19 protein-coding genes are annotated in these 26,926 nt (G+C 28.5%); 12 read left to right on the top strand and 7 right to left on the bottom strand.

Features of this window, described 5'->3' with window-relative positions:
- The 6 genes from Q0881_RS07465 (at position 1) to Q0881_RS07440 (ending at position 8,667) form a co-directional block, all read left to right on the top strand.
- The gene (locus Q0881_RS07465) at positions 1-1,140 is read left to right on the top strand and encodes an FIST N-terminal domain-containing protein (RefSeq protein WP_299158408.1); all 1,140 of its coding nucleotides are present in this window, start codon (positions 1-3) and stop codon (positions 1,138-1,140) included.
- Positions 1,140-2,186: an ATP-binding protein gene (locus Q0881_RS07460; RefSeq protein ID WP_299158406.1), complete on the top strand. Its 1,047-nt coding sequence runs from the start codon at positions 1,140-1,142 to the stop codon at positions 2,184-2,186. Before Q0881_RS07465 ends, Q0881_RS07460 begins: the two co-directional genes overlap by 1 nt.
- A 2-nt stretch (positions 2,187-2,188) precedes the next feature.
- Positions 2,189-2,506 carry an Hpt domain-containing protein gene (locus Q0881_RS07455; protein WP_299158403.1) on the top strand — a complete coding sequence of 106 codons (318 nt, stop codon included), beginning with the start codon at positions 2,189-2,191 and terminating at the stop codon, positions 2,504-2,506.
- 5 nt (positions 2,507-2,511) lie between these two features.
- Entirely contained in the window at positions 2,512-3,222 is a 711-nt protein-coding gene (locus tag Q0881_RS07450; protein ID WP_299158401.1) for a LytTR family DNA-binding domain-containing protein, read from the top strand.
- A gap of 113 nt (positions 3,223-3,335) precedes the next feature.
- The gene (locus Q0881_RS07445) at positions 3,336-5,927 is read left to right on the top strand and encodes a T9SS type A sorting domain-containing protein (RefSeq protein ID WP_299158399.1); all 2,592 of its coding nucleotides are present in this window, start codon (positions 3,336-3,338) and stop codon (positions 5,925-5,927) included.
- Positions 5,928-6,219: 292 nt separating this feature from the next.
- On the top strand, positions 6,220-8,667 hold the full coding sequence (locus Q0881_RS07440; RefSeq protein ID WP_299158397.1) for a DUF4114 domain-containing protein: 2,448 nt from the start codon (positions 6,220-6,222) through the stop codon (positions 8,665-8,667).
- Positions 8,668-8,729: 62 nt separating this feature from the next.
- On the opposite strand, the gene Q0881_RS07435 is transcribed toward Q0881_RS07440, so the two are convergent.
- Positions 8,730-10,805: a hypothetical protein gene (locus Q0881_RS07435; protein WP_299158395.1), complete on the bottom strand. Its 2,076-nt coding sequence runs from the start codon at positions 10,803-10,805 to the stop codon at positions 8,730-8,732.
- A 141-nt stretch (positions 10,806-10,946) separates the two neighbouring features.
- Here Q0881_RS07435 and Q0881_RS07430 point away from each other — a divergent pair, with 141 nt between their 5' ends.
- From Q0881_RS07430 to Q0881_RS07420, 3 genes are all read left to right on the top strand, one after another.
- Positions 10,947-11,225 carry an STAS domain-containing protein gene (locus tag Q0881_RS07430; protein WP_299158393.1) on the top strand — a complete coding sequence of 93 codons (279 nt, stop codon included), beginning with the start codon at positions 10,947-10,949 and terminating at the stop codon, positions 11,223-11,225.
- Positions 11,226-11,248: 23 nt separating this feature from the next.
- Complete coding sequence (locus Q0881_RS07425; protein ID WP_299158938.1) at positions 11,249-12,511, top strand: oligosaccharide flippase family protein; 1,263 nt, start codon at positions 11,249-11,251, stop codon at positions 12,509-12,511.
- A gap of 104 nt (positions 12,512-12,615) precedes the next feature.
- Positions 12,616-13,821 carry a glycosyltransferase gene (locus Q0881_RS07420; protein WP_299158390.1) on the top strand — a complete coding sequence of 402 codons (1,206 nt, stop codon included), beginning with the start codon at positions 12,616-12,618 and terminating at the stop codon, positions 13,819-13,821.
- Between the two features lie 16 nt (positions 13,822-13,837).
- Here the strand turns inward: Q0881_RS07420 and Q0881_RS07415 are convergent, their stop codons facing one another.
- From Q0881_RS07415 to Q0881_RS07405, 3 genes are read right to left on the bottom strand one after another with little or no spacing between them, the layout of a single operon-like run.
- Entirely contained in the window at positions 13,838-15,352 is a 1,515-nt protein-coding gene (locus Q0881_RS07415; protein ID WP_299158388.1) for a glycoside hydrolase family 2 TIM barrel-domain containing protein, read from the bottom strand.
- A complete protein-coding gene (locus Q0881_RS07410) occupies positions 15,346-16,560 on the bottom strand; it encodes a hypothetical protein (RefSeq protein WP_299158386.1) in 1,215 nt (404 codons plus the stop codon). Before Q0881_RS07410 ends, Q0881_RS07415 begins: the two co-directional genes overlap by 7 nt.
- Entirely contained in the window at positions 16,560-19,649 is a 3,090-nt protein-coding gene (locus Q0881_RS07405) for a hypothetical protein (RefSeq protein ID WP_299158383.1), read from the bottom strand. Before Q0881_RS07405 ends, Q0881_RS07410 begins: the two co-directional genes overlap by 1 nt.
- A 180-nt stretch (positions 19,650-19,829) precedes the next feature.
- Between Q0881_RS07405 and Q0881_RS07400 the strand changes: the two genes are divergently transcribed.
- Genes Q0881_RS07400 through manA form a run of 3 tightly spaced genes read left to right on the top strand, consistent with a single transcriptional unit; the run spans position 19,830 to position 22,711 of the window.
- Positions 19,830-21,038, top strand: a complete 1,209-nt coding sequence (locus Q0881_RS07400; protein ID WP_299158381.1) for a response regulator — start codon at positions 19,830-19,832, stop codon at positions 21,036-21,038.
- A gap of 15 nt (positions 21,039-21,053) precedes the next feature.
- Positions 21,054-21,488, top strand: coding sequence for a glycosyltransferase (locus Q0881_RS07395; RefSeq protein ID WP_299158379.1), 435 nt, complete (start codon positions 21,054-21,056; stop codon positions 21,486-21,488).
- Positions 21,485-22,711 carry a mannose-6-phosphate isomerase, class I gene (gene manA, locus Q0881_RS07390; protein ID WP_299158377.1) on the top strand — a complete coding sequence of 409 codons (1,227 nt, stop codon included), beginning with the start codon at positions 21,485-21,487 and terminating at the stop codon, positions 22,709-22,711. Before Q0881_RS07395 ends, manA begins: the two co-directional genes overlap by 4 nt.
- A gap of 103 nt (positions 22,712-22,814) precedes the next feature.
- On the opposite strand, the gene Q0881_RS07385 is transcribed toward manA, so the two are convergent.
- The 3 genes from Q0881_RS07385 to Q0881_RS07375 all read right to left on the bottom strand — a co-directional run bounded on the left by Q0881_RS07385 (position 22,815) and on the right by Q0881_RS07375 (position 26,736).
- A complete protein-coding gene (locus Q0881_RS07385) occupies positions 22,815-23,309 on the bottom strand; it encodes a hypothetical protein (RefSeq protein WP_299158375.1) in 495 nt (164 codons plus the stop codon).
- A 10-nt stretch (positions 23,310-23,319) separates the two neighbouring features.
- The gene (locus Q0881_RS07380; RefSeq protein ID WP_299158373.1) at positions 23,320-24,306 is read right to left on the bottom strand and encodes a hypothetical protein; all 987 of its coding nucleotides are present in this window, start codon (positions 24,304-24,306) and stop codon (positions 23,320-23,322) included.
- Positions 24,307-24,444: 138 nt separating this feature from the next.
- Complete coding sequence (locus Q0881_RS07375; protein WP_299158371.1) at positions 24,445-26,736, bottom strand: TonB-dependent receptor; 2,292 nt, start codon at positions 26,734-26,736, stop codon at positions 24,445-24,447.
- Positions 26,737-26,926 lie beyond the last annotated feature (190 nt).

Below are 26,926 nucleotides of genomic sequence, written 5' to 3'. Positions count from 1 at the left end.
ATGAAGACTATACAATTAAGAAAAACAAAAAACTCTAATTGGGAATATATTAGTGAGAAAGCTATATTAAAAAAACCATTAGTGTTGGTATTTGGAAATAGATATTTACTAGAAGACGAAAATATTTATAATGAAGTTAGAGATCTTTTTAAAGATGGGCATATTGTTTTTGGATCAACATCTGGTGATATAACATCACAATATGTAGATGATGAAAGTATAACAATAACAGCAATTGAATTTGAAAGAAGTAAATATGTTATAAAAACAGCTAATGTATTAAATAACGACTCAACAAAGAAAAGTTATTTAACAGGAGAAAATTTAATTAAACAGTTTTCAAATGAAGGTTTAAAGCATGTATTCATAATTTCTGAAGGAAGTTTTATAAATGGAAGTCAGTTAGCAAGAGGAATGAATGCAGCAACAGAAAATGATTTATTAATAACAGGAGCATTGTGTGGTGATGCTGCTCGTTTTGAAAAAACGATAGCTTCTTACAATGAATTACCAAAGAAAGGTGAAATTGTAGCTATTGGCTTATATGGAGAAACGTTAGATATAAGTTTTTCAATAAATGGAGGGTGGACACCTTTTGGCCCAGAACGAATTGTAACAAAAGCTAAAAACAATATATTGTATGAACTAGATGATTTACCTGCACTAGATTTATATAAAAAGTATTTAGGAGATAAATCGAAGGAATTACCAGGAGCAGCTCTATTGTATCCATTAAAAGTAAAATCGACAAATGAAAAGCAATCAATTGTAAGAACTATTTTAAATATTAATGAGGAAGAAAATTCTATGATTTTGGCTGGAGATATTTTAGAAGATTCTAGAGTGCAATTAATGATGACCAATGTTGATAGTATTGTAAATGCTTCAGAAAAAGCGGCTTCAGAAGCTTTAAAAAAAAGAAAAAAAGATCCAGAATTAGCTATTTTAGTTAGTTGTATTGGCCGAAAATTAGTTTTAGATCAAAGAGTGGAAGAAGAAGTAGAAGAAGTTTTAGAAGTAGTAGGTAAGGACACAACAATTTGTGGTTTGTATTCGTATGGAGAAATAGCACCTTTTAGAAACGAAACAGATTGCCAGTTGCATAATCAAACTATGACAATTACGTTAATTAGTGAATAATGAACCCATTATTAAAAAGACAATTACGTAAATATTTGAGTCCTTCTTTGCAAGAAAATAAAGAAGTGATGAGTCTTTTAGATGCAGTAAATAGATCTTATAAAACTTCAGAAGATCAGTTTATAATGTTACAACGTGCTACTGCAATTAGTTCTGAAGAACTATTTCAAGCTAACAAGCAACTTAAAAAAGAATCGGATTCACAAAAAGAAATAATAGAAAAACTTAAAAACGTAATTAATACATTAAAATCATACGAATTAACAGAAGAAAGTGATGAGATTTTAGAATTAGATTCTTCTAAATTAGTTGATGTTATTGACAATCAAACAAAAGAGATTCTTCAAATCAATAAGCAGCGAGATAGGTTGTTAGAAAACTTAGAGCGTCAAAATAAAGAGTTAAATGAATATACACATTTGGTAACTCATGATTTAAAGTCACCTTTACAAGGTATAGATGCATTGACATATTGGTTACAAGAAGATTATAAAGATGTTTTGGGAGATGAAGGGAAAGAGAAAATTAAACTAATTCGAGGAAATGTCGAAAAAATGGATGAATTAGTTAAAGGAATAACAAAATATTCAACCATTGGAAAACAAGTAAAAGATTCATATGAAGTAGATCTTAATATAGTATTAAATAAAATATTAAAAAAAATAGCTATACCAGATAATTTTATAGTTAAAATCCCTGAGGTTTTACCTACGATTCAAGGAGATAACTTTAGAATGGAAGAATTATTTTTTAGTATAATAGATAATGCTGTTAAATTTAATGATAAAGAGCAAGGGGAAATTACAGTTAGTTACTCAGATGAGAAGAGCTTTTGGAAGTTTAGTATTAGTGATAATGGTAAAGGTATAGAGGAAAAATATTTTAAAAAAATATTTTTAGCATTTCAGAAATTAGAGAATGAATATAAATCACCAGGAATAGGTTTATCTATTGTAAAAAAAATTATAGAGCAATATGAAGGTGAAACATGGATAGAATCTGAATTAACAAAAGGAACAACTTTTTATTTTACTATAAAGAAATAAATATGGAACAACCAAACTTATCCTATATAGATCAATTAGCAAGAGGAGATGACTCTGTGAAAAATACACTTATTAATGTAATTAAGGAAGAATTTCCTGAAGAAAAAAAAGAATATATAGAAAGCCTAGAAAAAAAAGAATATAAAAAAATAGAAGAAAATGTTCATAAAATTAAACATAAAATTAGTATTTTAGGACTTGAGAAAAGTTACGAAGAAGCTAATAAATTTGAACATAATCTTAGAGAAGATAACCTAGAAGGTTTTGAGAATTTTGATAAAACTTTACAAACAATTTCTGAATATTTGAAAACTATTTAAACTCTATGAACAGTATAATCATTGATGATGAAAAACTAGCAAGGTCAATTATAAAAGCACTTTGTAATGAAAAAGAAAACATAAATGTTGTAGATGAATTTCCTAATGCACTGCAAGCAATTAAGTATTTAAATGAGCATACAGTAGATCTTATTTTTTTAGATATTCATATGCCAGATTTTACGGGTTTTGATTTTGTAAGAACGTTAAAGAATCCTCCTCAAATTATTTTAACAACATCAGATCCACAATTTGCAATAGAAGCATTTCAGTACGATTGTATTGTAGATTATTTATTGAAACCTGTAACTGCGGAACGTTTTGATAAAGCGATTGAGAAGGCGCAGAATAAAAAAAGCATAGAATTGGCTAAAGTTCAAGAAACATCTAAAGCACCGGTAATTAATAATGATTTTTATGTAAATATTGATAGGCGTTTAATAAAGATTGATTTGCCAAGTATTTATCTTATAGAAGCCAAAGGAGATTATATAAATATTAAAACTGAAGGTAAAGATTATGTAGTGCATTCTACTCTAAAAAAGATAGAAGAAAAACTACCAGATTCATTATTTTTAAAAGTACATAGATCTTATATTATTAATGTGAAAAAAATAATTGATATAGAAGATAATAGTGTATTAATAAAGAAAAACGTTATTCCTGTTAGTCGATCAAAAAGACCAGAACTAATGAAGCGTTTAGATTTATTGTAGTTTTTAATCTAAGGAATATTGCATTTCGTCTACACATAAACTACAGCTTAACGAGCTTTTAAATTAAGGAGTAATTAGTTATTTATTTTAGTAGAGATTTATACTCTAAAATTATGATAAAAACTATTACTTTTTATAAGCAACTATTGTGTATTCTTATTACATTTTTTAGTTTAAGTATTTTTTCTCAAAACACTCCGTTTAATTGTGTTTATAATGCTTATTTATTTCAATTTAATGATGTTTATTCTATTGATTTAGCTTCAGGTAGTTCTTATCTAGTAGCAGAAGATGTAACACCAGGAAGTATAAATGCAGCAGCATATAATCCAAAAGATGGTTTTATATGGGGATCGTTAAGTACCCCTTCAAAAACGATAGTTCGTATAGGGAATGATTTTTTAACAACAACTTATTATATAGATGAATTACCTACAAGTGGAAGGTATATTGGAGATGTAAGTGCCCAAGGTGTATATTATCTTAAAGGAGGAGGAACAACGTATTATAAAATAGATTTAGATCCAGACTCTGCAACCTATGGACAGCATTTAGCAACAGAAAATTTATCTCAAAACTTAAGTATCCATGATTGGGCTTTTAATGCAGTAGATGGTAATTTGTATACTGTAGAAAAAAACACAAATATTTTATATAGAGTAGATCCTTCAAACGGAGTGGTGCAATCGCTTGGAGAGGTACCTATATTATCAGGTTTAAATTATACCTATGGAGCAGTATATTTTGATGCTTCTGGAAGATTTTATGTGTCAGCAAATCAAACAGGTACAATATATGTGATACAAAGTGTTCAAGATTTAACAGGGGCAAATTCAATAGAATCTAATCTTTTTGCCTTTGGTCCTTCAAGTTCAAGTAATGACGGAGCACGTTGTCCTACCGCGCCAGTACCACAAGAAATTTGTGATAATGGAATTGATGACGATGGTGATGGTTTAGTAGATTGTGATGACCCTTCATGCTCAGGTTATGGAAATTGTAGTGTTATGATTGCTCCAACTTCGGGAGGAAATGAAGGAGGTTTAGAAAGTAATAATAGGCTATCAGAACAAATAAATAAAAGAAATTATAATAGAGCAAAAGTAAATTATAAATTCGACCGCAATAAAGCAGCAAGAGTAAAAAAGTCTTCAAAATATAAAAAGAAAACAGGGGCTGGATTTGAATTAAAAGATTTTATTCCTTTAGAAGTAATTAAAGAGGATGAAGTAGTAGAATCCTCACCAACAGACTTAATAAGTATTACAAATGCAACAGATATATATGCTGTAGATTATATCGAACAGGGTACAACGGTAGCTTCAATTTTAGCTTTAAAAACAGAAAACGGTGTTTATGAACATACAAAATATATTTGCGATCGTTTATTAGGAGCAGAATTAATATCAGTGTCAACAATAGATATAGAAGGACAGCAGTTTATTAAATCATTAATTAAAAATGCAGATAATACAGTAGAATTTGCATTAAGTCTTTCAGCAAAAATGGTTAATAACGATGCTAACTTTGCTATAGAAAGTCATTGGAATTTAGATAAATATGAAAGTAATGTAGGGTTTTATAATTTTCAAATATGGTCAAACTCATTAGATGATTTATATCTTTTAGCAAAAGAAGTAGTAAGTTTATTAAATACAGAAAAGCCAATATCAAATTACAAAACATCAAAACCACCTACAGTATTTGTTAGAAAAGGAAAGTACAATAATGGAGCATTAGATTTACAAATTATAAATACAAATAGAAGTAAACAAGTAAATTTTGATGCAGGCTTTAGAGTAACAGAAACAGGTAATTTGAATAATTCAAATTCGACGATAGATTTAGAACAAAATTATATAACAAATTTAAAAGTAGCTACAGGAAATCTATTTGACATAGGCTTTAGATTAGGTGATGGTATTGCAACGCCTGATGATTTATTTATGTCAGATGGCCCATGGGGAGTGGATGCTTCAGGAGCAAATACAATTGTATCTAATTATACAGTATCACCCAACGATTTTATTTTTGAAACAAAAGATTATCCTGTAGAAAGAAATATAGAATTGACAGCTTCAACAAGTACTTCTATTGCAGCTTATAGAGCATTAACTCCACGTTTTATGCCTGTTGATTTATCGGACTATAATGGTTTTAAATTAAAAGCAAAAGGAACAGGTAAATTAGAAATTACCTTTGTAAAAAAGAGTATTTCTTCTTTTGAAGAGCAATACAAATCAACAATACAACTTTCAGATTCATTTAAAGATTATGTTTTACCATTTTCAAATTTTACATCAAAAAAAGGAGAAGAGTTAGTATTAGATGATGTAGTTACCATAGTCTTTAAAATGGAGTCAGAGAATGGAGCTATAACAACCAAACAAATGAACTTGTCTGATATTCGTTTTTCTAAAATAGATTTTTCAGAACTAATAGAATACGAAGGAGGATTGGTAACAGCAGTACCCAATCCAATGACATTAAGTACAAGTTTATATTTTAAAACACAAGAGCAAGAAGATTTAGAATTTGTAGTATATAATCAATTAGGGAAGCTAGTGTATAAAACTAATTACAAAGCAGGAGTTGGAGTAAATAAAATTGACTTTGATCGTCAATCTTTACAAACAGGATTGTACTTCTGTACGCTAATAAGCAAAAAGTATACATTTAAGCCAGTTAAATTATTAGTGCATTAAATAATGCACTAATAATTTTATTGTTGATTTTAAACTAATAAAATAAGATCAGAAGACAAAAATATTCGCTTATATAAGCGAATATTTTTTGTTTGAATAATTTATGCAAATGTGTTTTTTTAAAGGCTTCAGTATTTAAAAATATGGATAACTATCGATGAATGGTATAAAAAAAACTTTATCTGAAGAAATTTGTATTCTATCTGTTCTTAAGTTCAGTGTGCCGAAGAATTAATAAAGAAGCTTAATAAGTGCCTAATTTTATAGTATTAACAATAAAAACTTAAATACTATGAGAAGAGTATTACTTACATTATTAATTATAATAACAACGGCAAATACCTATGCACAAAACTACCAGTACTTAGGTGAATATACATCAAATGGAACACCACTTTATTTAGAAAGTCCAGGAGATAATGTATCAGTAGAAACATTGGAAATGATTAGTAATTCAATTCCAGAAAGTTATCCAGTTCCAGATTATAATCCACATTATATATCTTCTGGTTATGATACAGATTTGGCACTTAGTGAAACAGCAGATATTTGGGTAACCTTTGTAAGTGAAGGAGCAGGATATAGAAATGTATTAGGTTTTTATACATATGATGTAAACAACCCATCACCAACAGCACCAGCGGTAGAAGACATAACAATTATATTTCCAAATGCATCAGCATTAGGAAGCGGAGGAGGACTTCAGGTAGGAGATAAAGTAAAAATAGGAACTTTTCCTGCAGGAACCGGAATTGGTTGGGTTTTATTAGCGAACGCTTGGAGTTCAAGTACAAGTACCGTTAAAAATGGTCATTGGAAAGTATATTCAAACCCTGATTATAACCCTGAAGCAGATGAGAATTTAAGACACCACAATGTATTATTAAATGATCCAGATAATGAAAGAATTATTTTAGGTTTTGAAGATATTAGAAGAGATTATAGTTCTTGTGATAATGATTTTAACGATGCCGTTTTTTATGTAACAGCAAATCCATATTCAGCAATAACATCTACAAATTTTGCAGACGTATCTAGTGCTTCAAATGTAACATCAGCATTTGATGGAGGCTTAGAAAGTAATGGTAAATTAGCAAGTTTAATTGCTCAAAGAAATTTTAAACGTAAGAAAAATGGTAATTTTCTTAATAAGAAAGAGTTACAAAAAAGATATAAAAAGGAAGCTGTACTATTATCAAAAGGAGTAAACCCATCAAGCATTGAAGCTTTTTTACCAGAAACGGGAATGTATGGTTCGGAAAAAGCATATGTTTCTACACCTAAAGATTTATTAGGTATAACAAATGCAAAAGAAATATTTTCGGTTGATTTATATAACGGTGAAGAAAGAATATCTGCAGTTTTAGCAACAGCTACAAAAGGAGAAGTTTATGATCATTCAAAAGAAATATGCGACAGATTAAATAATTCAGTTTTAGAAGATATTAGAACAGTAACGGTTAGAGGGCATCAAGTAATAAGCTCTAAAATAAAAAGAGCAACTGGAGAAATAGAATATACTTTAGGTTTTTCAGTTAAATTAGGTGATGCAGCAAATGAATTATATAGCTTTTGGAATATAGAACAATATCCTAGTGGAGATTATTATAACTTTCAAGTATGGGGAAGTTCTTTTTCACAAGTGTTCACGTTGAGTAATCATATCTTAGATACATTCACAGAAATAAAGCCTTTAAATAGTGCCTCACTAGACGATGTAGTACCTCCAGTATTTGTTAGTTCAGGATATTATAGAAATGGAAATTTACATTTAAATATCGTTAATAAAGTTAAGGCAAGTTCTATGAATTTTGAAGCAGTTTTATCAAAAACAGAAGTATCAGATAAAACAAATATGTCGGAAATAATTAATTTAAAAGGAACATGGAAAGATGAAGTTGTAATTCCTACAGGTCAATTATTTGATGTTGGTTTTTCATTAAGTACTAGTTTATCAAAACAACAAGATGCATTGTATTTAGCAGATGGACCATGGGGAATTGATTATCTAGAAGAGAACGTAAATGTAAGCTCTTTTACTATTGAAAATAATGATGAAGATTATAGCGAAGATATTCATCAAATAGAAAGAGAGCCAATGGTAAGTGGACAAGTAAAAGGGACTATTAATTTATTTAGACATGTGCTTGCTGGAGATCAAACATTAGATGTATCGAATTACGAATCAATCCAGTTTAAAATTCAAAATACAAAAGAAGTAGAAGTTATATTAGTACAGGAAGGATTAACAGATTGGGATAACCGTTTAAGAATTACAATACCGGCAAATGATAGTGAGAAAGAATATAGTATTTCTTTTAACGATTTTCTTGATAAAAGTGGTAAGTCAGTAGAAATTACAGACGTAAAAACAATAGTTTTTTCATTGCAAGGAGATTATAGTACATATGTTCCGTTTGAAATGCAAGTAAATGATGTAGCTTTTGGATTGAAATCAGAACAATTTGAGGATGCTATAACTATAAATAATAAGGTGTTAGCATTACCAAACCCAATAAGTACTTCAGGAAATATATCTTTTATGGCAGAACAAAACGAAGAAGTTAAAGTAAATATATATAACTATTTAGGGCAATTAGTATATAAAACTAATTATAGTACTGAAGTAGGAAAAAATTTAATTCCAATTGGAAGAAAAGATTTAATGTCGGGAATGTATATCTGTAGAATAGTAAGTGATACAAAAAAATATAGTTCTTTAAAATTACTTATAAATTAATCTCCTTAAAAAAATATTAAGTGATTATTCCCCTTAAAATTTAGAACTATTAAGAGCAAAAGTTAATTCTTTTGCTCTTTTTTCTTGAATAAAGGTTTCTTAAATAATAACCATTTAAAACGCAGTCCAATTTCGGTAAAGGTAAAACCTGATGCAGTTGCTGAAGCAATGTTACTCTGAGAAGCAAATAAATTTAATAAGCTACGATCTGACAATTTGTAACCTAACTTTGCTTGAATTCTATAAGTACTTTGTTTAGCATCGTTTTCTATAAATTGAAAACCAGTAGCTGCAGTTAATTCATAAAACCATTCATTGTTTTTAATAACAACTTCGTCTCTTATAATATTTATAAAAATTTCATAAGCATTAAATTTACTTGGACTAAAATATATAGCAGGTACTTGGTTTTCAAATGATATATTTTGATAATTAACACCAGCTTTAATAGAAGGTTTGTCTAAAATAGTATAATATAAAGAAGCAAAAAGTAAATTTCTAGAATTGGAATCACTCTGAGTAGTGTAAAAATACTGTGAAAAGAAACCAAGTTTAAAGTTTGTGTTTAAACTATAATTTGCATAAAAATTATTGAGTACAATTTCTCTATTTATTAATTCAGCATTAAAATTTTGAATTTCTCTTTTATAACCTATTTTTAAGTTTTGGAGTTTAAAAGGTTTGAGATTAAAAGAAATATCGCCTAATATTTGATTGTAACTATTTGTTTCTGCTTTGGATGAAGAAATTCCAACAATTCCTTTAAAATTTAAATTCCTTAATAAATCATATGATATACCAACTGAAAAGTTATTAGAAGTGGCTTTGATATTACTAATTGTATTTTTTGTAGTTCTAAAATTATAATTTCCTAAAAGTTTAAACCTAGTAGAAAAAGGAAACTCAGTATTCGCGGTATAAGAAAATGCTTCATTATCGCCATTATCAAAAGAGTATGAGGCTTTAGTATCTAAGAAAGGAGTGAAACTTTTATCTAAATTTTTAATAAAATTAGTAGCATCTTTTTGATTTTTATAAAAAAACAAGGTGTTTTCAGCACTTTTATATGCATCATCATAATTACTTAAAGCTTTTAACGCATTTGCTTTTCCAAGATTTCCATCAAAAGAAGAACTGTCATTTTTTAAAATCGAATTATAATCAGAAATACTTTTTTTAAAATTACTTTTATAGATATTAAGAGTTGCTCTTAAAGACAAAACCCAATTTTTATTAGAATGTTTTTTTATTAAATCATTAATTAATATTTCAGCTTTCTTATATTTCTTATTCCAAATTAAAGCTTGAATATGACGCTCTGTTGTTTGCCGTATTAAATTAGGTTTTAAACTATCAGACAAAGAACTATAGGCTTGCTCGCTTATTTTTAGAGCATCACTTTCTTTTCCATTAAGATGAGACACTAGTGATAAACCATTTAAAGCTGCGAGTTTGCTTTGTCCTTTTTTTTCTAATTGTGAATAAATACTTTTAGCTTTTTCTAATTGATTTGAAATCAAATATAGATTCGCCAAATTGAATAAAGTTTGTTCATCATTTTTAAAAAAAGTTAAGTTCTCTTTTAAAATAGCTTCAGATTCAATATAATTTTGTTCCTGTTGTTGTTGATATGCATATCCTAAATAAATATATTTCTTTGAAGTTAAAGCGTTGGGGTTACCAGGTGATACAGCCAAAGCTTTGTTTATATAGATAATAGCATTTTTGTATTCTTTTAAATTCGATAAAGTATTAGCATAGCCTAAAAGAGCAGGAAAGCTTTTAGAATCTTCATCAACTAATTTTTTATAATAAGATTTGGCTTCCAAAAAACTTTTATTCCAAAGTAAAGATTCACCATAATTTAATTTTACCTCAAAGTCATTCTCATAATCTTTTAATAAGTTCAAGAAAATACTTTTGGCTTTTTTAGGATCTCCATTTAATCCAACAGCTCTACCATAACAGAGTCTCGCTGTTTTATTTGTGGAATGTTCTTTTAAAATTTCTTTAAAAAAAGTTTCAGCTTGTTTGTATCTTCCTGTTTCTAGATAAGAAAAACCTTCTTTCATATTTTGTGAAGTCACAGAAATACTAATTAAAAGAAGTATGAGGTAGGGGACTTTTTTTAAAATCATAACTTTTTTTTATAAATGCAATTTAAGCATTCGTTTTTAACCATTCATCGAAAGGAAGTTACCTTTCAGCGATAATTATATTTTTGTTTTAAATATAAGAAAGATATTTGTTTCATTATTAACCATTTAATTTTTTTTATTATGGCTTTACAAATTTTAGAAAAGAAAGGGATATTTTATTTAAACGGAAGAATTAACTGTTCTACAGTAAGATCTTTTATTATTCATTTTGAACATTATATTTCACAAAGTAAAAGCATAACTATTAATATAGATAAGGTTAAAGAAATTGATACGGCTGGTTTAGATGCAATAAAAACATTAATGGCTATGGCTTTAAAAAAGCGAAAAAAATTCTCAACAATAGGTTACGGATGTAAAGACATTTACGATCATTTTGATAAAGTAGGTGTTGCTTAATAAGATTAAAAGAACATATAATGATGATTGTTTTATCAAAAAAAGTTAAAATTAAAATTTCCCAAGAGCATTTATTTATGATAAGTGCTCTTTTTGTAAATGGAGGAAATTATTTATATAATCTTTTATTAGGTAGAATACTAGGGCCAGAAATGTTTGCTGACGCTGCAATTATGATTACTTTTTTACTAGTACTTTCTTTTATAGCAATGACATTTCAATTAGTAACAGCTAAGTTTTCTATAGTTTTTGAAGGAGCAGCTTTTGACTCGTTTATTTCAAAAGTTTTTAAAGGTGCCTGTATTGTAGGAATTATTTTAGGAATACTAATAGTTGTTTTTTCTTCAGAATTACAAAGCTTTTTCAAAACAAAAACAAGTAATATGTTTGTTATTTTTGGAATAGGAGTTCCTTTTTATTTTATGATGAGTATTAATAGAGGGGTTTTTCAGGGGAAAAAATTATTTAATTCGTTAGCAATAACTTATCAAATAGAAATGATTAGTCGATTGTTAATTACTTTAGGTTTATTATATGTACTCAATATAGAATCTTCAGTAATAATTGCAATAGGAATTTTATGTTCATTTATTTTTGGATTGTTTCCATATAAATTAAAAAAAATATCTCTTTCTAATATAATAGCCCTTGATGATTCTCAGAAAAAACTAGTACGTAATTTCTTTGTAATTACTGCCTTTTATGAGTTAACACAAATAATTATTAATAATAGTGATATACTATTAGTAAAGCATTATTTTGAAGCTTATGAAGCAGGTTTGTATGCATCTTTAGCATTAATAGGAAGAGTAGTCTACTTTATAGCTTGGATGTTTGTTATGATGCTGTTACCTACGGTAGTTCAATTAAAAAAAGAAGGAAAACCTACACATGCAGTTTTATTAAAATATGTAGGGTATATTTCAATAATTTCTGCTGTAATTATTTTTGCATGTTTTCTATTTCCAAGAAGTATTATTCAGTTATTGTTTGGAAGCGATTATTTAAGTGTTACTCCACTATTATGGAAATATGCATTAGCAACAGGTGTTTTTGCCTTGTCTAATATATTTGCTTACTATTATTTATCATTAGAAAAATACATTCCTGTTGTACTATCTGGGTTATTTGGAATGTTACAAATTGTATTAGTTGTACTTTTTCATAAAACATTAGAGCAAGTAGTTCATGTGCAAATTATAGCAATGTTGTTGCTATTAGTTGTTCAATTATTTTTCTTTTTATTAGAAAATAAGAAAGGAATTATAAATAAGCAGAATATCTAAGCTTTTTTTCCTTTTATCTACACTTAATGGTATTTAAACTGGAAAAGCCATTAATTCTATTTTTTTAAAACCAAATTTACGTTATAACTAAAAATTGAATTAAGATGAAATTAGCTATTGTAACTTCGTACCCACCAAGTAAAGTGACTTTAAATGAGTATGCTTATCATTTAGTTAAAAGTTTTCGTCAGAAAGATAAAATAACAGAGTTAATTTTATTAACAGATAAAACACCAGTAGAAAAAGATTTAAATTTTACAGAAAAAGGATGCAAAATAACTGTAAAAGAATGTTGGAGTTTTAATAGTTATGCTAACGTATTTTCGGTAGTAAAAGCAATTAATAAAACGAAGCCAGATGCTATTCTGTTTAATTTGCAGTTTATGAAATTTGGAGATAAAAAAATAGCAGCAGCTTTAGGTTTATGTCTTCCTTGGATATGTAGAATTAAAAAAATACCAACGATAGTTTTATTGCACAATATTTTAGAACAAGTAGATTTAGAAAGCGCAGGTTTTACTTCAAACAAATTTTTACAAGTAACTTATAATTATATAGGAAAAACGCTTACAAAGTTAATTTTAAAAGCGGATACAGTTGCAGTGACTATGAAAAAATATGTTGATATTTTAGAATCAAAATATGCTACAAACAATGTAATGAATATACCGCACGGAACTTTTGAAGTAGCTCAAAAACCATCTTATGAATTACCAGAAGTAGCTCTAAAAATTATGACTTTCGGTAAATTTGGAACCTACAAAAAAGTAGAAAAAATGATTGAGGCTGTGGTTGAGGTAAGAAAAAGTACAGGATTAAATTTAGAAATAGTGATAGCTGGTACAGATAACCCAAATGTTCCAGGTTATTTAGAAGGAGTTAAAAATCAATACGAACATGTACCACAATTAACTTTTACCGGATATGTTGAAGAAGAAGATGTAGAAGGTATTTTTAACGATAGCGCCGTGGTCGTATTTCCATATACATCTACAACAGGAAGTTCAGGAGTTTTACACCAGGCAGGTAGCTATGGTAAAGCAGTTGTAATGCCAGATTTAGGTGATTTAGCTTCGTTAGTAAAAGATGAAGGATATTTAGGTGAGTTTTTTATCCCTGAAAATGTAGAAAGCTTAGCTAATGCTATAAAAATGATTGTAACTAATGATTTATACAGAGTTGCTTTGGGTAAAGCTAATTATAAAGCAGCAACAGCATTTCCAATGGAGAAAATCACAGATATTTATATGAAAGAATTTGAATCAATTTTGTCTAAAAAAGAACTATACGTTAGAGATTTAATTGTTTAAAAGAATAGCAAACATGTTATTCTGATATATGTGCAAAAGATGGTTTTTTTAAGCCATCTTTATTTATAAAACCAAATTTCTTCTGAGGATATACTCTCCAAGGACGTTTCCCTACAACAGAAGCAGGAATTTTATTAAAGTCATATAAAGTCCATGATATAAAAGGAATTTTATGTTTTTTTAACACTTCTTGCATTTTCTTAAAATATAAAGCTTGTTTTTTTTCAGAACCACTAAAAGGTTTCCAAAATCCACCATAAGAAGAAACTCCAAACTCACCAAGTACAATAGGTTTATTTATTATTTTTTCTTTTAAAGCTATAAATTCATTTTCAAAATTATTTAATTCTTTATAATAATGAAATGAAACAAAATCGATGTTTTCTTGTAAAATTGGCGCACTATCAGCATCAGACCAACCAATAGTAATTGGGTGTTTAGTATCTATAGATTTAATTAACGAAACCATGCTTTTTAACCATGCAATTACGTTTTCTTTTCCTCTAGATTTAAAATCTAAATTCGGTTCGTTTTTAACGTCCCAAGCTAAAATTGCTTTATGGTTTTTAAATTCAGTAACTATTTTTTCAATATGCCTGTGATTTAACGTCCAATCTAGTACGTCATAATTTCCATAAAAATCAAATAAAGTAACAATTACATCAATATTATCATTTTCAGCACTATCTAAAACTAGTTTAAGTTTTTTTAATTTATCCTCTTTCACTTTTGCTTTTCCAAAGTCTTCGTATGGAATAAAAATTCTAATAGTATTTAAACCAGCACTCTTAATAATTTCAAAGTCCTTTTTTATTATTTTTATATCAAATTTACTTCCAAACATATCCCATGGAGTTGCTTGAGGGTAATAGTTTATTCCTTTGATTTTTAATGAATTTATGGTATCTCTAGTGTTCTTCTCTTCAAGTACTGTTGTGTTTTCTTTAACCAAATGACGAATTCTCCAAAAACCATCTTCTAATAATAAAATCATTTTATAAGTTGAAACTTCTGTAATTTCAGAGATTAACTTATTTTTTTCATACAGCTTTTTATACTCAATAACATTTTTATCCTGTAGCACAATTAGTTGACCATCTTCACTAAAAAACAAGATGTCTGGATGGTGCTCAATAGTTGTAGATTCTATTGAAATATTATCTTTTTTATGTTGCTCTATAAAATGAATTATGTTTTTTCTAGCATTATCAGTATAGTAATCGTCAATACCAATAGTCTTATTGGTTTTATAAGCTACATGCCTAACATACCAAGCATCTAAATAATCATTCTCAACTTCTCCTAGTGTTTGAGAATCAACAAATCTACCTTCGTTCCCATCTGTTTTCCAAATTGTTTTTGGTAGGTATTGATCTAGTTTTCTTACTTCAGTGTGTAGTAATTTACTTCTATCTGCACCAGTATTTAAATAACTAAAAGAAGAACTTATAAGAAATATAAGTACAGAAATGATAAGTGTATACGATAGAATTATAAGACTTCGTATAATATTCATGTCAATTTTTACCATAGCTTTTTATCTTTAAATTTTTCTGTTATACCAGCAGTTTTAATATGAATAGTATATATTCCATTAGTAAATATATTTTTATTTAATAAAAAGTTGACATAACCTTCTCGAGATTCTTTTAAATATTGGTTGAGTATTATACCGTTTTTATAAATTTCTAATCGTACTTCTAATCCATCAGGGATCATTTGCCCCATAAAGCTTTTTAAAGGACCAACTAGTATTTCTCTATTATTTTTAGAAAAAGTAACATTAAAATCATGAATTATTTTTTTATATTTAAGTTTTAATATTTTGCTTTCCGATATTCCAACTACATAGGCTTTTACAGACCAATTTTCTTCATGATCAGGATGTATCATTTTAGCAGTTGCAATTCCATTAATAGTAGTACCAGTAGTTTTTAAAATATTTCCGTTAGTATTGGTTATAAAAAATTCAACAAAACTACCATCACTTATAATATTACCGTATGAATCTTTTAAAATAGAAGTAGTAAAAGTTGTAATTTGATTTCCATCAGCATATTCATGATGTCGATCTGCAAAAATTTCAAAATTTACCGAAATAGCAGGCATAACATTTAAGTTATATTCTTTTGAATCAAGTCCCAAACAATTTGATGATAACAATATTCTGCCACTTTTTGTAGGTGAATATATATTTCTATAAGCAATTAGATTTTTGGTAAGTACTTGTTTCTTTCTTTCTGAAGCTAAAAACTGGTGTTGAATTTTTACTTCTGTATTTGTTTTAACAGGGTTGTCTAGTTCATCGGCTGGTATTACCACAAACATTGCAAAATCTTTTCCTCCAGCTTCTATACTAGGTGGTCCTAAATACGTTTCTAAGGTAATAGGTTGTTCTTTAGGAAGGATAGTGAAATTTCCAAAAAGAGGTTTTTCATTTACTAGAAGTTTCCAATTTACAACTCCTGTTTTATTACTAATATATTTGGGAAATGTATATTGAATTTCATTATTATTTACTCTGTTAGATTTAAGTATGGTACTACCATAGCTGTTAGAACTATATAACTTAATAGAATCATTTTGTGTTCCGGAAAAAACTAATGAAATTTCATTACCAGCGGTAAAAACTTTTGTATTCGTTTTTAATACAATAGTCTCTTCTATATTTTCTTGGTCAATTGTTGATGAAAGTATAAAAAAGCTAATTAATAATAAGTATGTATATTTTATATGCATTATTTAGGATTTCCAATATAAATATTCATTTCTATTTTAACAAAACTAAAAATGGGATGGTCTATTTTTTGTAGTTCATTAACTATATGTTTTTCAATTCTATTAGGGACTATTTCGTCAGAAATATCTTTGTTAGGTAATCCATTTACATAACAATAATCCATATCGTTACTAATAATTTCTATGTTAGAATTATCTAACAATTTATATTGAAAATACTGTTTTCTTTGCTGTCTTACCCCTTTGTCTAAAAACATATGATCTACCCAAAGAATGTCTTTGTTTTCATTATAATAAGTAAAGATTAATTGAGGTACAGTAATTTCTTGTATACCGCTATTAAATAAACTACCACTAATTTTTTTACCATTTAAAGCTACATCACTTAAAACAATATTTTTATACAAATCAGAATTAGAAACATTTCCAGCAGCTTGTATATTAAATTTTGTAGGCTGTTCACTCAACTCTATAGGTGTAAACTCATCTGGGTTGAATGTTTTTGGAATTGAATCGTGTATTTTAGTCCAAGCAATTCCTTCAAAATCAATTCTAAAAGAAGTAGTTTCTTTTGGCATAAGTTTATGTTTCATATGATATTTGGCATCATATATAGCAAGTTCTTTATTATCGTCGTTATACAACGTACCCTTTAAAACTACATCAGCAGGAACATTATCTATATTTTGAACTTCTCCAATAATTGAATATTGATTCTTGTATTTTACTAATTTAGCTTCAACAATCTCTAAAACAGGTTGCTTTAAAATATCCTCATGGTGTGTTTGTTCTGTAGTAATTCTTTTTCTTCCTTGATTAAAATAAGCTGTTTTATTATTAGAATATAATTGGTCTGGAGGCAAGTCTAAATCAATTGGCTCAGGTTCTAAATACCATTTACCTTTTAATTTAATAGCAGTTTTATAATCGGTTAAATTAATTTTTTCTAAGGGTGTGACCCATTTTGTATTAACTTTCAAAGTAACTAAACTATCTGTTTGTTTAAGAACTGTGGTTTTTAAAGCATCCAGTTTCGCGTAGGAACTTAGTAAACCATCAGTTACAGATATCTCTAGCATATATTGAGAAATAGCAATATTTCTTTTAGGGTTAATAAGCTGATGTGCTTTTTCAAACCTTTTAAAGTCTAAATGATCGTAATAAGCAGCAATAACATTTTCTGGAGATCGTTGTGTATCGTTTTTAATATGGAATAAGTAGTAGCTATAAAGTAATATAAAGGTTAAAATGATAGCCCAAATGTGAGATGCCCGTAAAAGGTTATTAGAGAACTTACTATAATTATTTTTAAATTTTAAATAATCAGAAGTAATATACTTTTTAGGGTTTAGATATTTAATAATTAGAGATTGTGTATTAACAAATAACGCAATGATAAACGTTAAAAAAGGAACAATTCCCCATAAAATTTTTTGCCAAGTAGCTACATCTTCTTTAGGAAGAATAGAAGACATTGGAGGAATGTTAAGGCGTTCCCATACCATAATCCCATTTTCTAATTGAGGCAAACGTTGCCACCCACAGAAATATAAAATAGGGTCATAAAACTTATCATTCGAAAAAATATATTTCAAATTATATTTAGCAGGTGTTGTTAAAAACTGTTGCAAAGAACCAATTCCAGCAACTCCTTTAAATTTAGAATTCTCTAAGCGTTCAATAGGTCTTGTTGTTAGTTCAGGTAAACGCCTTGCAGAATGATAATTTCCATCAACAGTTAAGGCTTTTGTTTGTGCACCTAACCATGCCATTTGATCGCCAAAACCTAAGGTTAAATAGCGCCATTGATCATGTTGATCTTGATTTAAAAAATTAATAATGGGCAACATCTTAATTTTTTGAGGCTGAGAAGGTCTAAAATAACCTAAACTCATAGTAAAAACAGTAGTTAGGATAAATAAACTAGCTAAAATTCCACCAATAAACCTATGATAAACAGGACCGTATTTTTGTTGAATAAGCTTTTTTAAATCGCCCTCAACAAATCGATATGCAAATTCCCCAAAAATAGGTAAAGACATTATAGAAGCCCATAAAGTAAATCGATCTAGCGTAAGAATATTAAAAGCATTCTCTCCAAGCATTAATTTAGGAACAGGGGTAGTTCCTCCAGTTCCTAATATAGTTAACATAGTAATAGAAATACCAAAAAATAAGTAACGTTTACTATAATAACGGTAAAATATATAGGGTAAAATAAAAAGTAAAATCCCCCAAGGAATTGTGAAAAATACTAAACCAGAAGATGTTATTTCTAAAAAATTATCTCTTGATCCATGTGGAATCGGAACTTGAGTTATTGGATTTTTTTTAGAGTTAATCCAATAAGGTAATAAGCAACAAATAATGGAAGCTAATGACAATAAACCAAAACTTATTATTCGTTTAAATAGTTTTATAAATACTTTTAAAAAAAGCTTAAAAGTTATTTCTTTCGATGTTTCCACTCGTTCTCTACAAGCATCCATAACGACCATACCTATTAAAGGAAAAATGAAAAAAATCATTCCAAAAATGGGAGTAACATGATGAGAGGTAACAGTAACAGAAATTAAAGATAAAGACGTAATTAAATATCTATATTTTCCCGTTTTTAGCCATTGATAAATTTCCGGTAATGAGTGCATTAGTACGGAAATTCCGATAATACTTGGTAATTGCCCAAAAATATGGAGTGTTTCAACAAAAGAAGATGAAAACACAGCTAAAATACAAGCATAACCCGCTGCTTTTTTGTTAGAAGTAATTAAATAGGAAAATCGATAAACTCCTGTTATAAAAAGAATCACGCTAATTATTGCAAGCGTAAATAACCCGAATTTTAACCCGCCAATTAAAGATAAAGCAGCCATAGATTGATGAACTAATGGCGGATAACTCATAACGGTAAAGCCTGTGTACCATTTGTAATTCCAAGGTTCAAACCAGCTGCCAGCATAATGTTCAGCAAAAAACAAATGTATTAATGCATCATAAGTAGTTTCTAGAGTAAAAAAAATAGCAGTCCCATGGAAAGTAACTCCAAGTAGTAGGGCAAGAATTAAAAATTTATTAGAGGTTCCTTTCATTTAACGGATTAATCATTATGCAATTATGTAAATATAAATGTTTTTAATGAGCTTTAATTTCTTATTCGTCTATAGTAAATAACCATTCACCTAAAGAAACTGTCTTTTTAAGTAATTTCAACCTTTATTTTTTGCTTTCAAGGCTATTTTTGAGTACAACCATCAAATAACTATCCATATATGAAAATTTTAGCTATAGACGATCAAAGATTAGTCTTAATTCCTTTAGAAAGTAGATTAAAAGAATTAGGATATGAAGTTCAAACAGAAACGAGTGCTGTAAGAGGAATTGAATTGTTTGATTCTTTTAAACCAGATTTGGTAATTGTTGATATGAATATGCCTACTATTTCAGGATTAGGAGTAATAAGGCACATTAGAAACTTTAAAAAATCGGAGGTGCCAGTAATGGTATTATCTGGAAATACTGATGATGATATTATTACTGAAGGATTTGATTTAGGTATTAATGATTATATGAAAAAGCCTTTAAGTTTAAAAGAGGTTTGCGCTAGAGTTAAAAGGTTAATAGGTGTGCCTAAAGCAGAGGGAGAAAAGAAAGTTTTTAACGACACCATTATACAGCAAAGATGTGTAGGAGTAGTAATTCCATGTTATAATGAAGAGGAAAGGTTATTAAGTAAAGAGTTTACAGATTTTATAGATAAACATACAGGGTATTTATTATGTTTTGTTAACGATGGTAGTACAGACAAAACCTTAGATGTATTAAATAAGCTTAGAAAAGGAAGAGAAGATTTTATAAGCATTTATGATTGTGAAAAAAATGGAGGAAAAGCAGAAGCTGTAAGATTAGGAATGTTGCATTTAGCAGAAGATAAAGGCTTAGATTATATAGGATTTTTAGATGCAGATTTATCTACTGATTTATCCGATTTTGATGATTTAGTTACCACCATAGAAAATTCAAATTTTAAAATCGTTAGTGGGTCCAGAATTAGTAGAATGGGAGCAAATATTACTAAAGAATCTGCAAGACAAATAATAAGTTTAACCATAAACTTTATTATTAGAAAGATATTATCAATGAATTTTAAAGACACCCAATGTGGAGCAAAAATATTCCATAGAGATGTTATAAATATAGCTTTTGATAAAAAATTTATTACGAAATGGTTATTTGATGTAGAGATTTTTTTAAGAATAAGAAAGCATTATAAAATAGATAAAGCAAGAGAAATGATGTGTGAGCAGCCATTAAAAAGATGGATTCACGCAGATGGTTCTAAATTGTCAATGAAAGATTCTATTAAAATAATAGGTCAATTAGGGCAAATAGCATGGTCATATAGAAAAAAAAACATGCCTAACACCAAAAGTGTTTCTGAACCTAAATTTAGTATAAAGTCGTTTTTTTTTAACCCTTAAAACCCGTAGAAACATATGAAAGTAGGAATCCTGATATTATTTTGTAATAACGAAAAAGAAATTATAGAGTACAAACAAGCAAAGTTATTTAATTTAAAAAGTGATTCTGAAATATGTTTTATAAACAATGGAAGTAAAGACAATACACTTGAAGCTTTAGAAATGATTAGAGATAATGTGAAAAAGCGCATATCAATTTTAGATATAAAAAAGAATAAAGGCATTAATACGGCAGTAAAAGCAGGAGCAAGGTATTTATTTAGTAGAGGAGATATAGATTATATAGTTTATATGAGACCAAGCATGTTAACCTATTTCAAAGAGTTAAAAAATCAAATAAAATTGAATGTAGGAGTTGATTTATTTAAGAAAAAAAAGAAATGCAGAATTCTAAGAGACATATTTTCTATTGATGAGATTCTGAATTTAAAAAAACATATCATGTTATGATAAGTAATACATCACAATCGTTTAACATGTTTGCACTTAAAGGTAAGGTGCAAAATTATGCATGGGGAGGGAAAAAATACATTTCAACATTGTTGAATAATAAGATTTCCAATGTAAAAACTGCTGAATACTGGTTAGGAACGCATATTAAAGCGCCTTCAGTTATAAAAACAGCACAAGGAAATCGATCATTAAGAGAGTATTTAAAATCAAACTTAAAAAAATGTTTAAGTAAAAAAACAGCCGATACCTATGGTAAATTACCCTTTTTATTTAAAGTTTTAGATGTAAATAAAATGCTGTCAATTCAGGTACACCCTAGTAAAATTGAGGCAGAGAAAGGTTTTAAGCATGAAAATGATTTAGGAATACCGTTAACAGCAGTTAATAGAAATTATAAAGATGATAACCACAAACCAGAGATAATGGTTGCTCTAAGCGAATTTTGGCTATTACATGGGTTTTTATCAAAAGAGAAGTTGATGGAAATTTTAAAAAACATACCAGAGTTTGCAGACTTAATCACAGTCTTTGAAAAGCAAGGCTACTTTGGTTTGTATAAAAGTGTAATGGAAAAATCAAAAGAGGAAACGAATAAAATGTTAGCTCCTTTGATTGAAAGAATTATGCCTTTGTATAAAAGTGATAAATTAGAAAAAAGTACCCCAGATTATTGGGCAGCTAAGGCAGTAGAGACCTCATTAGATAAGAGTAATTTAGATAAAGGTATCTTTTCAATTTACTTTTTTAACATAGTTAAAGCAAACAAAGGAGAAGCTGTTTTTCAGAAAGCAGGAATGCCACATGCATATTTAGAAGGACAAAATATAGAGTTAATGGCAAACTCTGATAATGTTTTAAGAGGAGGGTTAACACAAAAACATGTGGATGTTCCAGAGTTATTAAAACATGTACTTTTTGAAGAAACAATTCCAAATATATTATTGGGAGATTTACAAGAGGATGGTTTAGAAAGAGTGTATGCTACAGAAGCAAAAGATTTTGAGTTGAGTAAAATAGATCTTTCAGTAGAGAAAACGTATAAATCAGAGGCTAAAACAGTAGAGATTTTGATAGTTATAGGCGGAGAAGTAGCTATTTTAGAAGAAAAATCATCATTATATCTTAAAAAGGGAGAGTCAGTTTTCTTTAAAGCAGGAAGCAAATACAAAATAAAAACAAAAGACACTGCGGTAATTTATAAAGCAAAAGTACCTCAGTAAAGATATTATTACAGTTGAATTTAATTAGAAAACAAAAGAAGCAGCAGTAGTAAAAAAGACAGTGATAATTTATTTCACTGTCTTTTAAATTTTTAATTAGCTATTATTCTTTTCTAATAGGAGATTGTCTGTCTGTAGGAATTTGTACCGTAAAAGAAGGGACTCTTTCTGCCATATGACAGCTACTACAATTGGTACGCATCATTTTAAAATTGTTATCAAAATCTACTTTATTTTTAGCTTTAATAGATTTTTTCACCTCAGGAATTACGTAATTTAAGAAGTTTTCAGCAGAAACAGCGCGTTTTGGTCTACGCTGCAAACCTAGTTTAATAGCTTTATTAATCTTTTGTAATTGATAGTTAGCATAGTCCCAATTTTCATCTTGCCCAGCCCAATACAATTCCTGATAGCGATACCCAACTTCAACCATAGTTTTATCAAAACCTCTAAACTGAGATTCAATAGTCTGTAACTTTTCCTGTTCAGTACCTTTAATCCATTTACCTTGTATAGGTTTGTATGTGTCTTTAGAATTACAAGAAGTAAGAACAAAGATTGTGGTTATTAGTCGTAAAAACTTTAATAAATGTTTCATCAGTATTTATTTATAAACTGTTTAAATATTGTTTAACGACATCGTATCCCTCAATGTCTAAAGTGGTAGTACCAATCCACGGCATTTCTCCTGAGGCAATTACACTATTTATTTTTCCTTTTTTTGAAGGAATTCTAGTTTGAGAAAGGGGAGTAGTGTATCTAAAATCATATCCCTTTTTAGCAGCTTTAGGAAAACCAGCAGGATTATGACAATGCGCACAGTTCATTTCAAAATAAGCTCTTCCTCTTTCTGCAATAGAGTATGATGGATTTAAATAATTTGGTAGTGTTGGTATTTGAGCATGGTTAAAATTATCCATTAATCCAGCATTCTGAAAATGCTGCAATTGATTTATGGCAGTACTGTTTCTAATAACCTCAATATTCATATTGGTTAATGTTGGCCCTAAAGGCTCTACAGTTGAGGTTTTTTGATGACAAGTTGTACAGTTTTGTTCAGTAGGAACTTGATATTTTACAGTCTTAGTAGTACCATTGGCATCAATCCAAGATATGTTTTTACTCACTCCATTAAGGTTTAAAACGGCTTCAGTTTGTGCGTCATTCCAAACATAAGTAGCAACATTCCACATATCGGTTTTTTTAATTAAGAGCCTAGTTTCTATTACTTTTTTTCCTAAGCTAGGTTTGCGTTTGTCTTTGTAATAATAGAATGTTTTTACTAAGATGGTACCATTAGGAAAGTTAGGGATACCATTATCTATCTTTGTTATTTTTCCTCCAGCAGGAAGTTTAACCAAGCGTTGCTTTTCAGCATAGTTAACAAAAAGAGAAGAAGACAATTCTATTAAATGATAATCTGTAGTAGGAGTCAAATCTACAATATTACCTTGGTAGATATTGTAATCCGATAACTTTTGACCAAAGGCTACAGTATCGGGAGCAGGAATATAACCAGGATCGCTAGAACATGATACTAATAAAGATAATAGCGTAAAAAAAGCGAATGCTTTTATAAATAAATACTTTAACATTTTTAATAATTTTATGCTAAATACTTATTTACGTTTAGGAATCTCAAAATAAATCAATGAACGGCCTATTTTTTTCAGTAAATACAAACAGACTATTTTAAATAGCCTGTTTTTAGTTTTAATGATATCAAACTCTAATTATTTTGTAGAATATTTTAAATTAATTAAAAATGTTTTTGGTTGTGTAGGACCATAGATATATGTTGGATCTCTGTTTACACCTTTATCAAAATCATTTTGATAATTATTAAAGATGTTTTTAATACCAGTTGTAATTTTTAATTCTTGATTAGTATTCAAGTTAAATTTATACCCCATATTTAAACCAATATCAAAAGTATTAGGCGTTTTTACAAGAGACGTTTGTTTAACAAAACCAGCTAAATGTGTTGTGTACATTGGGCCTGTGTAAATTCCAGATAGATTAAAATCCCATTTTTTAGGAGCATAATTAATAAAAGCATTGGCATAAGCTTGAGGCGATCGTAAGATTTTATTGGTTGTAATTCCATCTTCAGGACTATACGTTTCTTTATACAATCCGTTTTGAATGGTACCGCCAAATTGAAAAGATAAATTATTAACAGGACTGTATCTTACTTCTAAGTTTATACCCTTTACAGTGGCTTGACTTCCATTTATTTTTTCTTTTATAAGTAAGTTATTAGGGCCAACACCTCTATTTTCATAAATAAAAGGATTGTCTATTTTAGTATAAAACCCTTCTATATTTATTAAAAATTGATGTCCTTCATGTTGGTGTGAATATTCTAAAGAGCTTATAAAACTATGAGAAGTTTCTTCTTTTAAGTTAGCAGCTAATTGTACATTTCTAATCTCACCAGTAATTATTTCAGAATGTACATCTTCTGAAAAGAATTGAGGAGCTCTAAACCCTTTAGAGTATCCAGCTCTCATGCTCCAAGCTTTGTTGAGGTTGTACAAGAAGTTTATTCTTGGGTTTACAATAAACAATGTTTTTTTAGACCTATTAGACTTAAAATACTCACCTCTCATTCCTGCAAGAATTTTAAAATTGTCTCTTATTTTCCAATCAACTTGAGAGAATATACCTATAGTACCTACTTTTTGTTGAAAATAACTAATAAGGGCATTTTTACGATCTTCAGTAATTATATTATAATTGGTTTCTATTCCAGAAGTTAAAGTAATGCCTGTTTCCGATTTTTCTTTAAGCTTAGCCGTATGTTGTACCCCAGCAATAGCAGTAAAATCTTTCGTAATACCGTAACCATTAGGATCTTGGTTTGTACCATAATAGTTATTAGCTACAGTATTGATCGCATTGGCATAAATAGAAAATTTGTTCTTGTAATTTTTAGAAAAATAATCATAAGTTATACCACCACTAAGGATATCATTTTTAATTTCTTCTGCAATTAAAGCTTGGTGTGGGGGCTTATTTAGTTGGTCACCACCTCTTCTAAATTCATTAATAGCAACAAACTCGGCAAATAATTTCTTGTACTCGCTAAACTCATAAAAAGATTTAAAACCAAAATTAATATTATTAAGTTTTGTTATTTCAGAAAAGCCGTCATTATTATAATCAAATTCTTTTCTGTTTCTATACATACCATAAAAAGTAATTCCTTTTTTAGTGTCTTCTGAAACATTAGAAGAATTAAAAGTAAGTAGGCTTTCGGGCGATTTAAAGTTTATTAAGTTGAATTTTGAATTAATCTCAAAACTGTTTTCTACAGGGTTGTTTGTTATAATATTTATAGTTCCAGCGATAGCGTTGGCACCAAAAATAGCAGAACCACCGCCTCTTGTAACTTCAATTTGTTTAATCATGTTTGTAGGAATTTGTTCTAATCCATAAACACCATTTAAAGAACTAAACACAGGCCTACTATTAATAAGGATTTGAGAGTAGGCACCATCTAAACCATTTATTCTTATTTGAGAATAACCACAATTTTGACAGTTGTTTTCTGTTCGTAATCCAGGTTGAAAATTTAAACCTTCTAAAAGAGAATTTGATTGTGTGTTTTGTAGTATTTTGTTACTAGTTACAGTAACTAGTACTGGAGCTTCTTTTCTGTTTAAGCTTGTTTTAGTTGCTGTAATCACTACTTGATCTAAGCCTAAGGCATCTTCTTGTAAATTAAAATTTAAATGGATGTTTTCATCTAAATGAACTTTTTTACTTTCCTTTTTAAAGCCCATACTTTGAGCCGTTATAGTATAATCACCGTGTTTTATTTTCAAATTATACTCTCCATTTTCGTTACTAGTGGTACCTTTAATAGTACCTTCTGCATAGATATTACAGAAAGGAATTGGGGTTCCGTTGTTTGAAATTACCCCACTTATGTTTATTATTTTATTTTTTTTATGTTGCGCTTGTGTATGTATGGTTAGTAGTAACAGAAGTATAAAAAAGATATTCTTTTTAAAAAGCATAGCTATTCTTGTTTGGTATATTTAAAATTCAATTGTTTTTATTTAGACTCATTTTAATTAACTGCAAATAAAAAGAGGATAAAAACAATGGGAAAAAAGATTCAACAATTAGCAGGTATAATTCAGTGTAAACAAGTAAAAACTCAGTGAGCTAAAAAATGCTGCTTTTGATTAAAAACTAGTTGGTTTC

Source organism: uncultured Tenacibaculum sp. (genome assembly GCF_947494125.1).
Classification (GTDB): Bacteria; Bacteroidota; Bacteroidia; order Flavobacteriales; family Flavobacteriaceae; genus Polaribacter.
The sequence above is the reverse complement of the archived record's forward strand: the minus strand, read 5'-3'. Positions and strand labels throughout refer to the sequence as shown.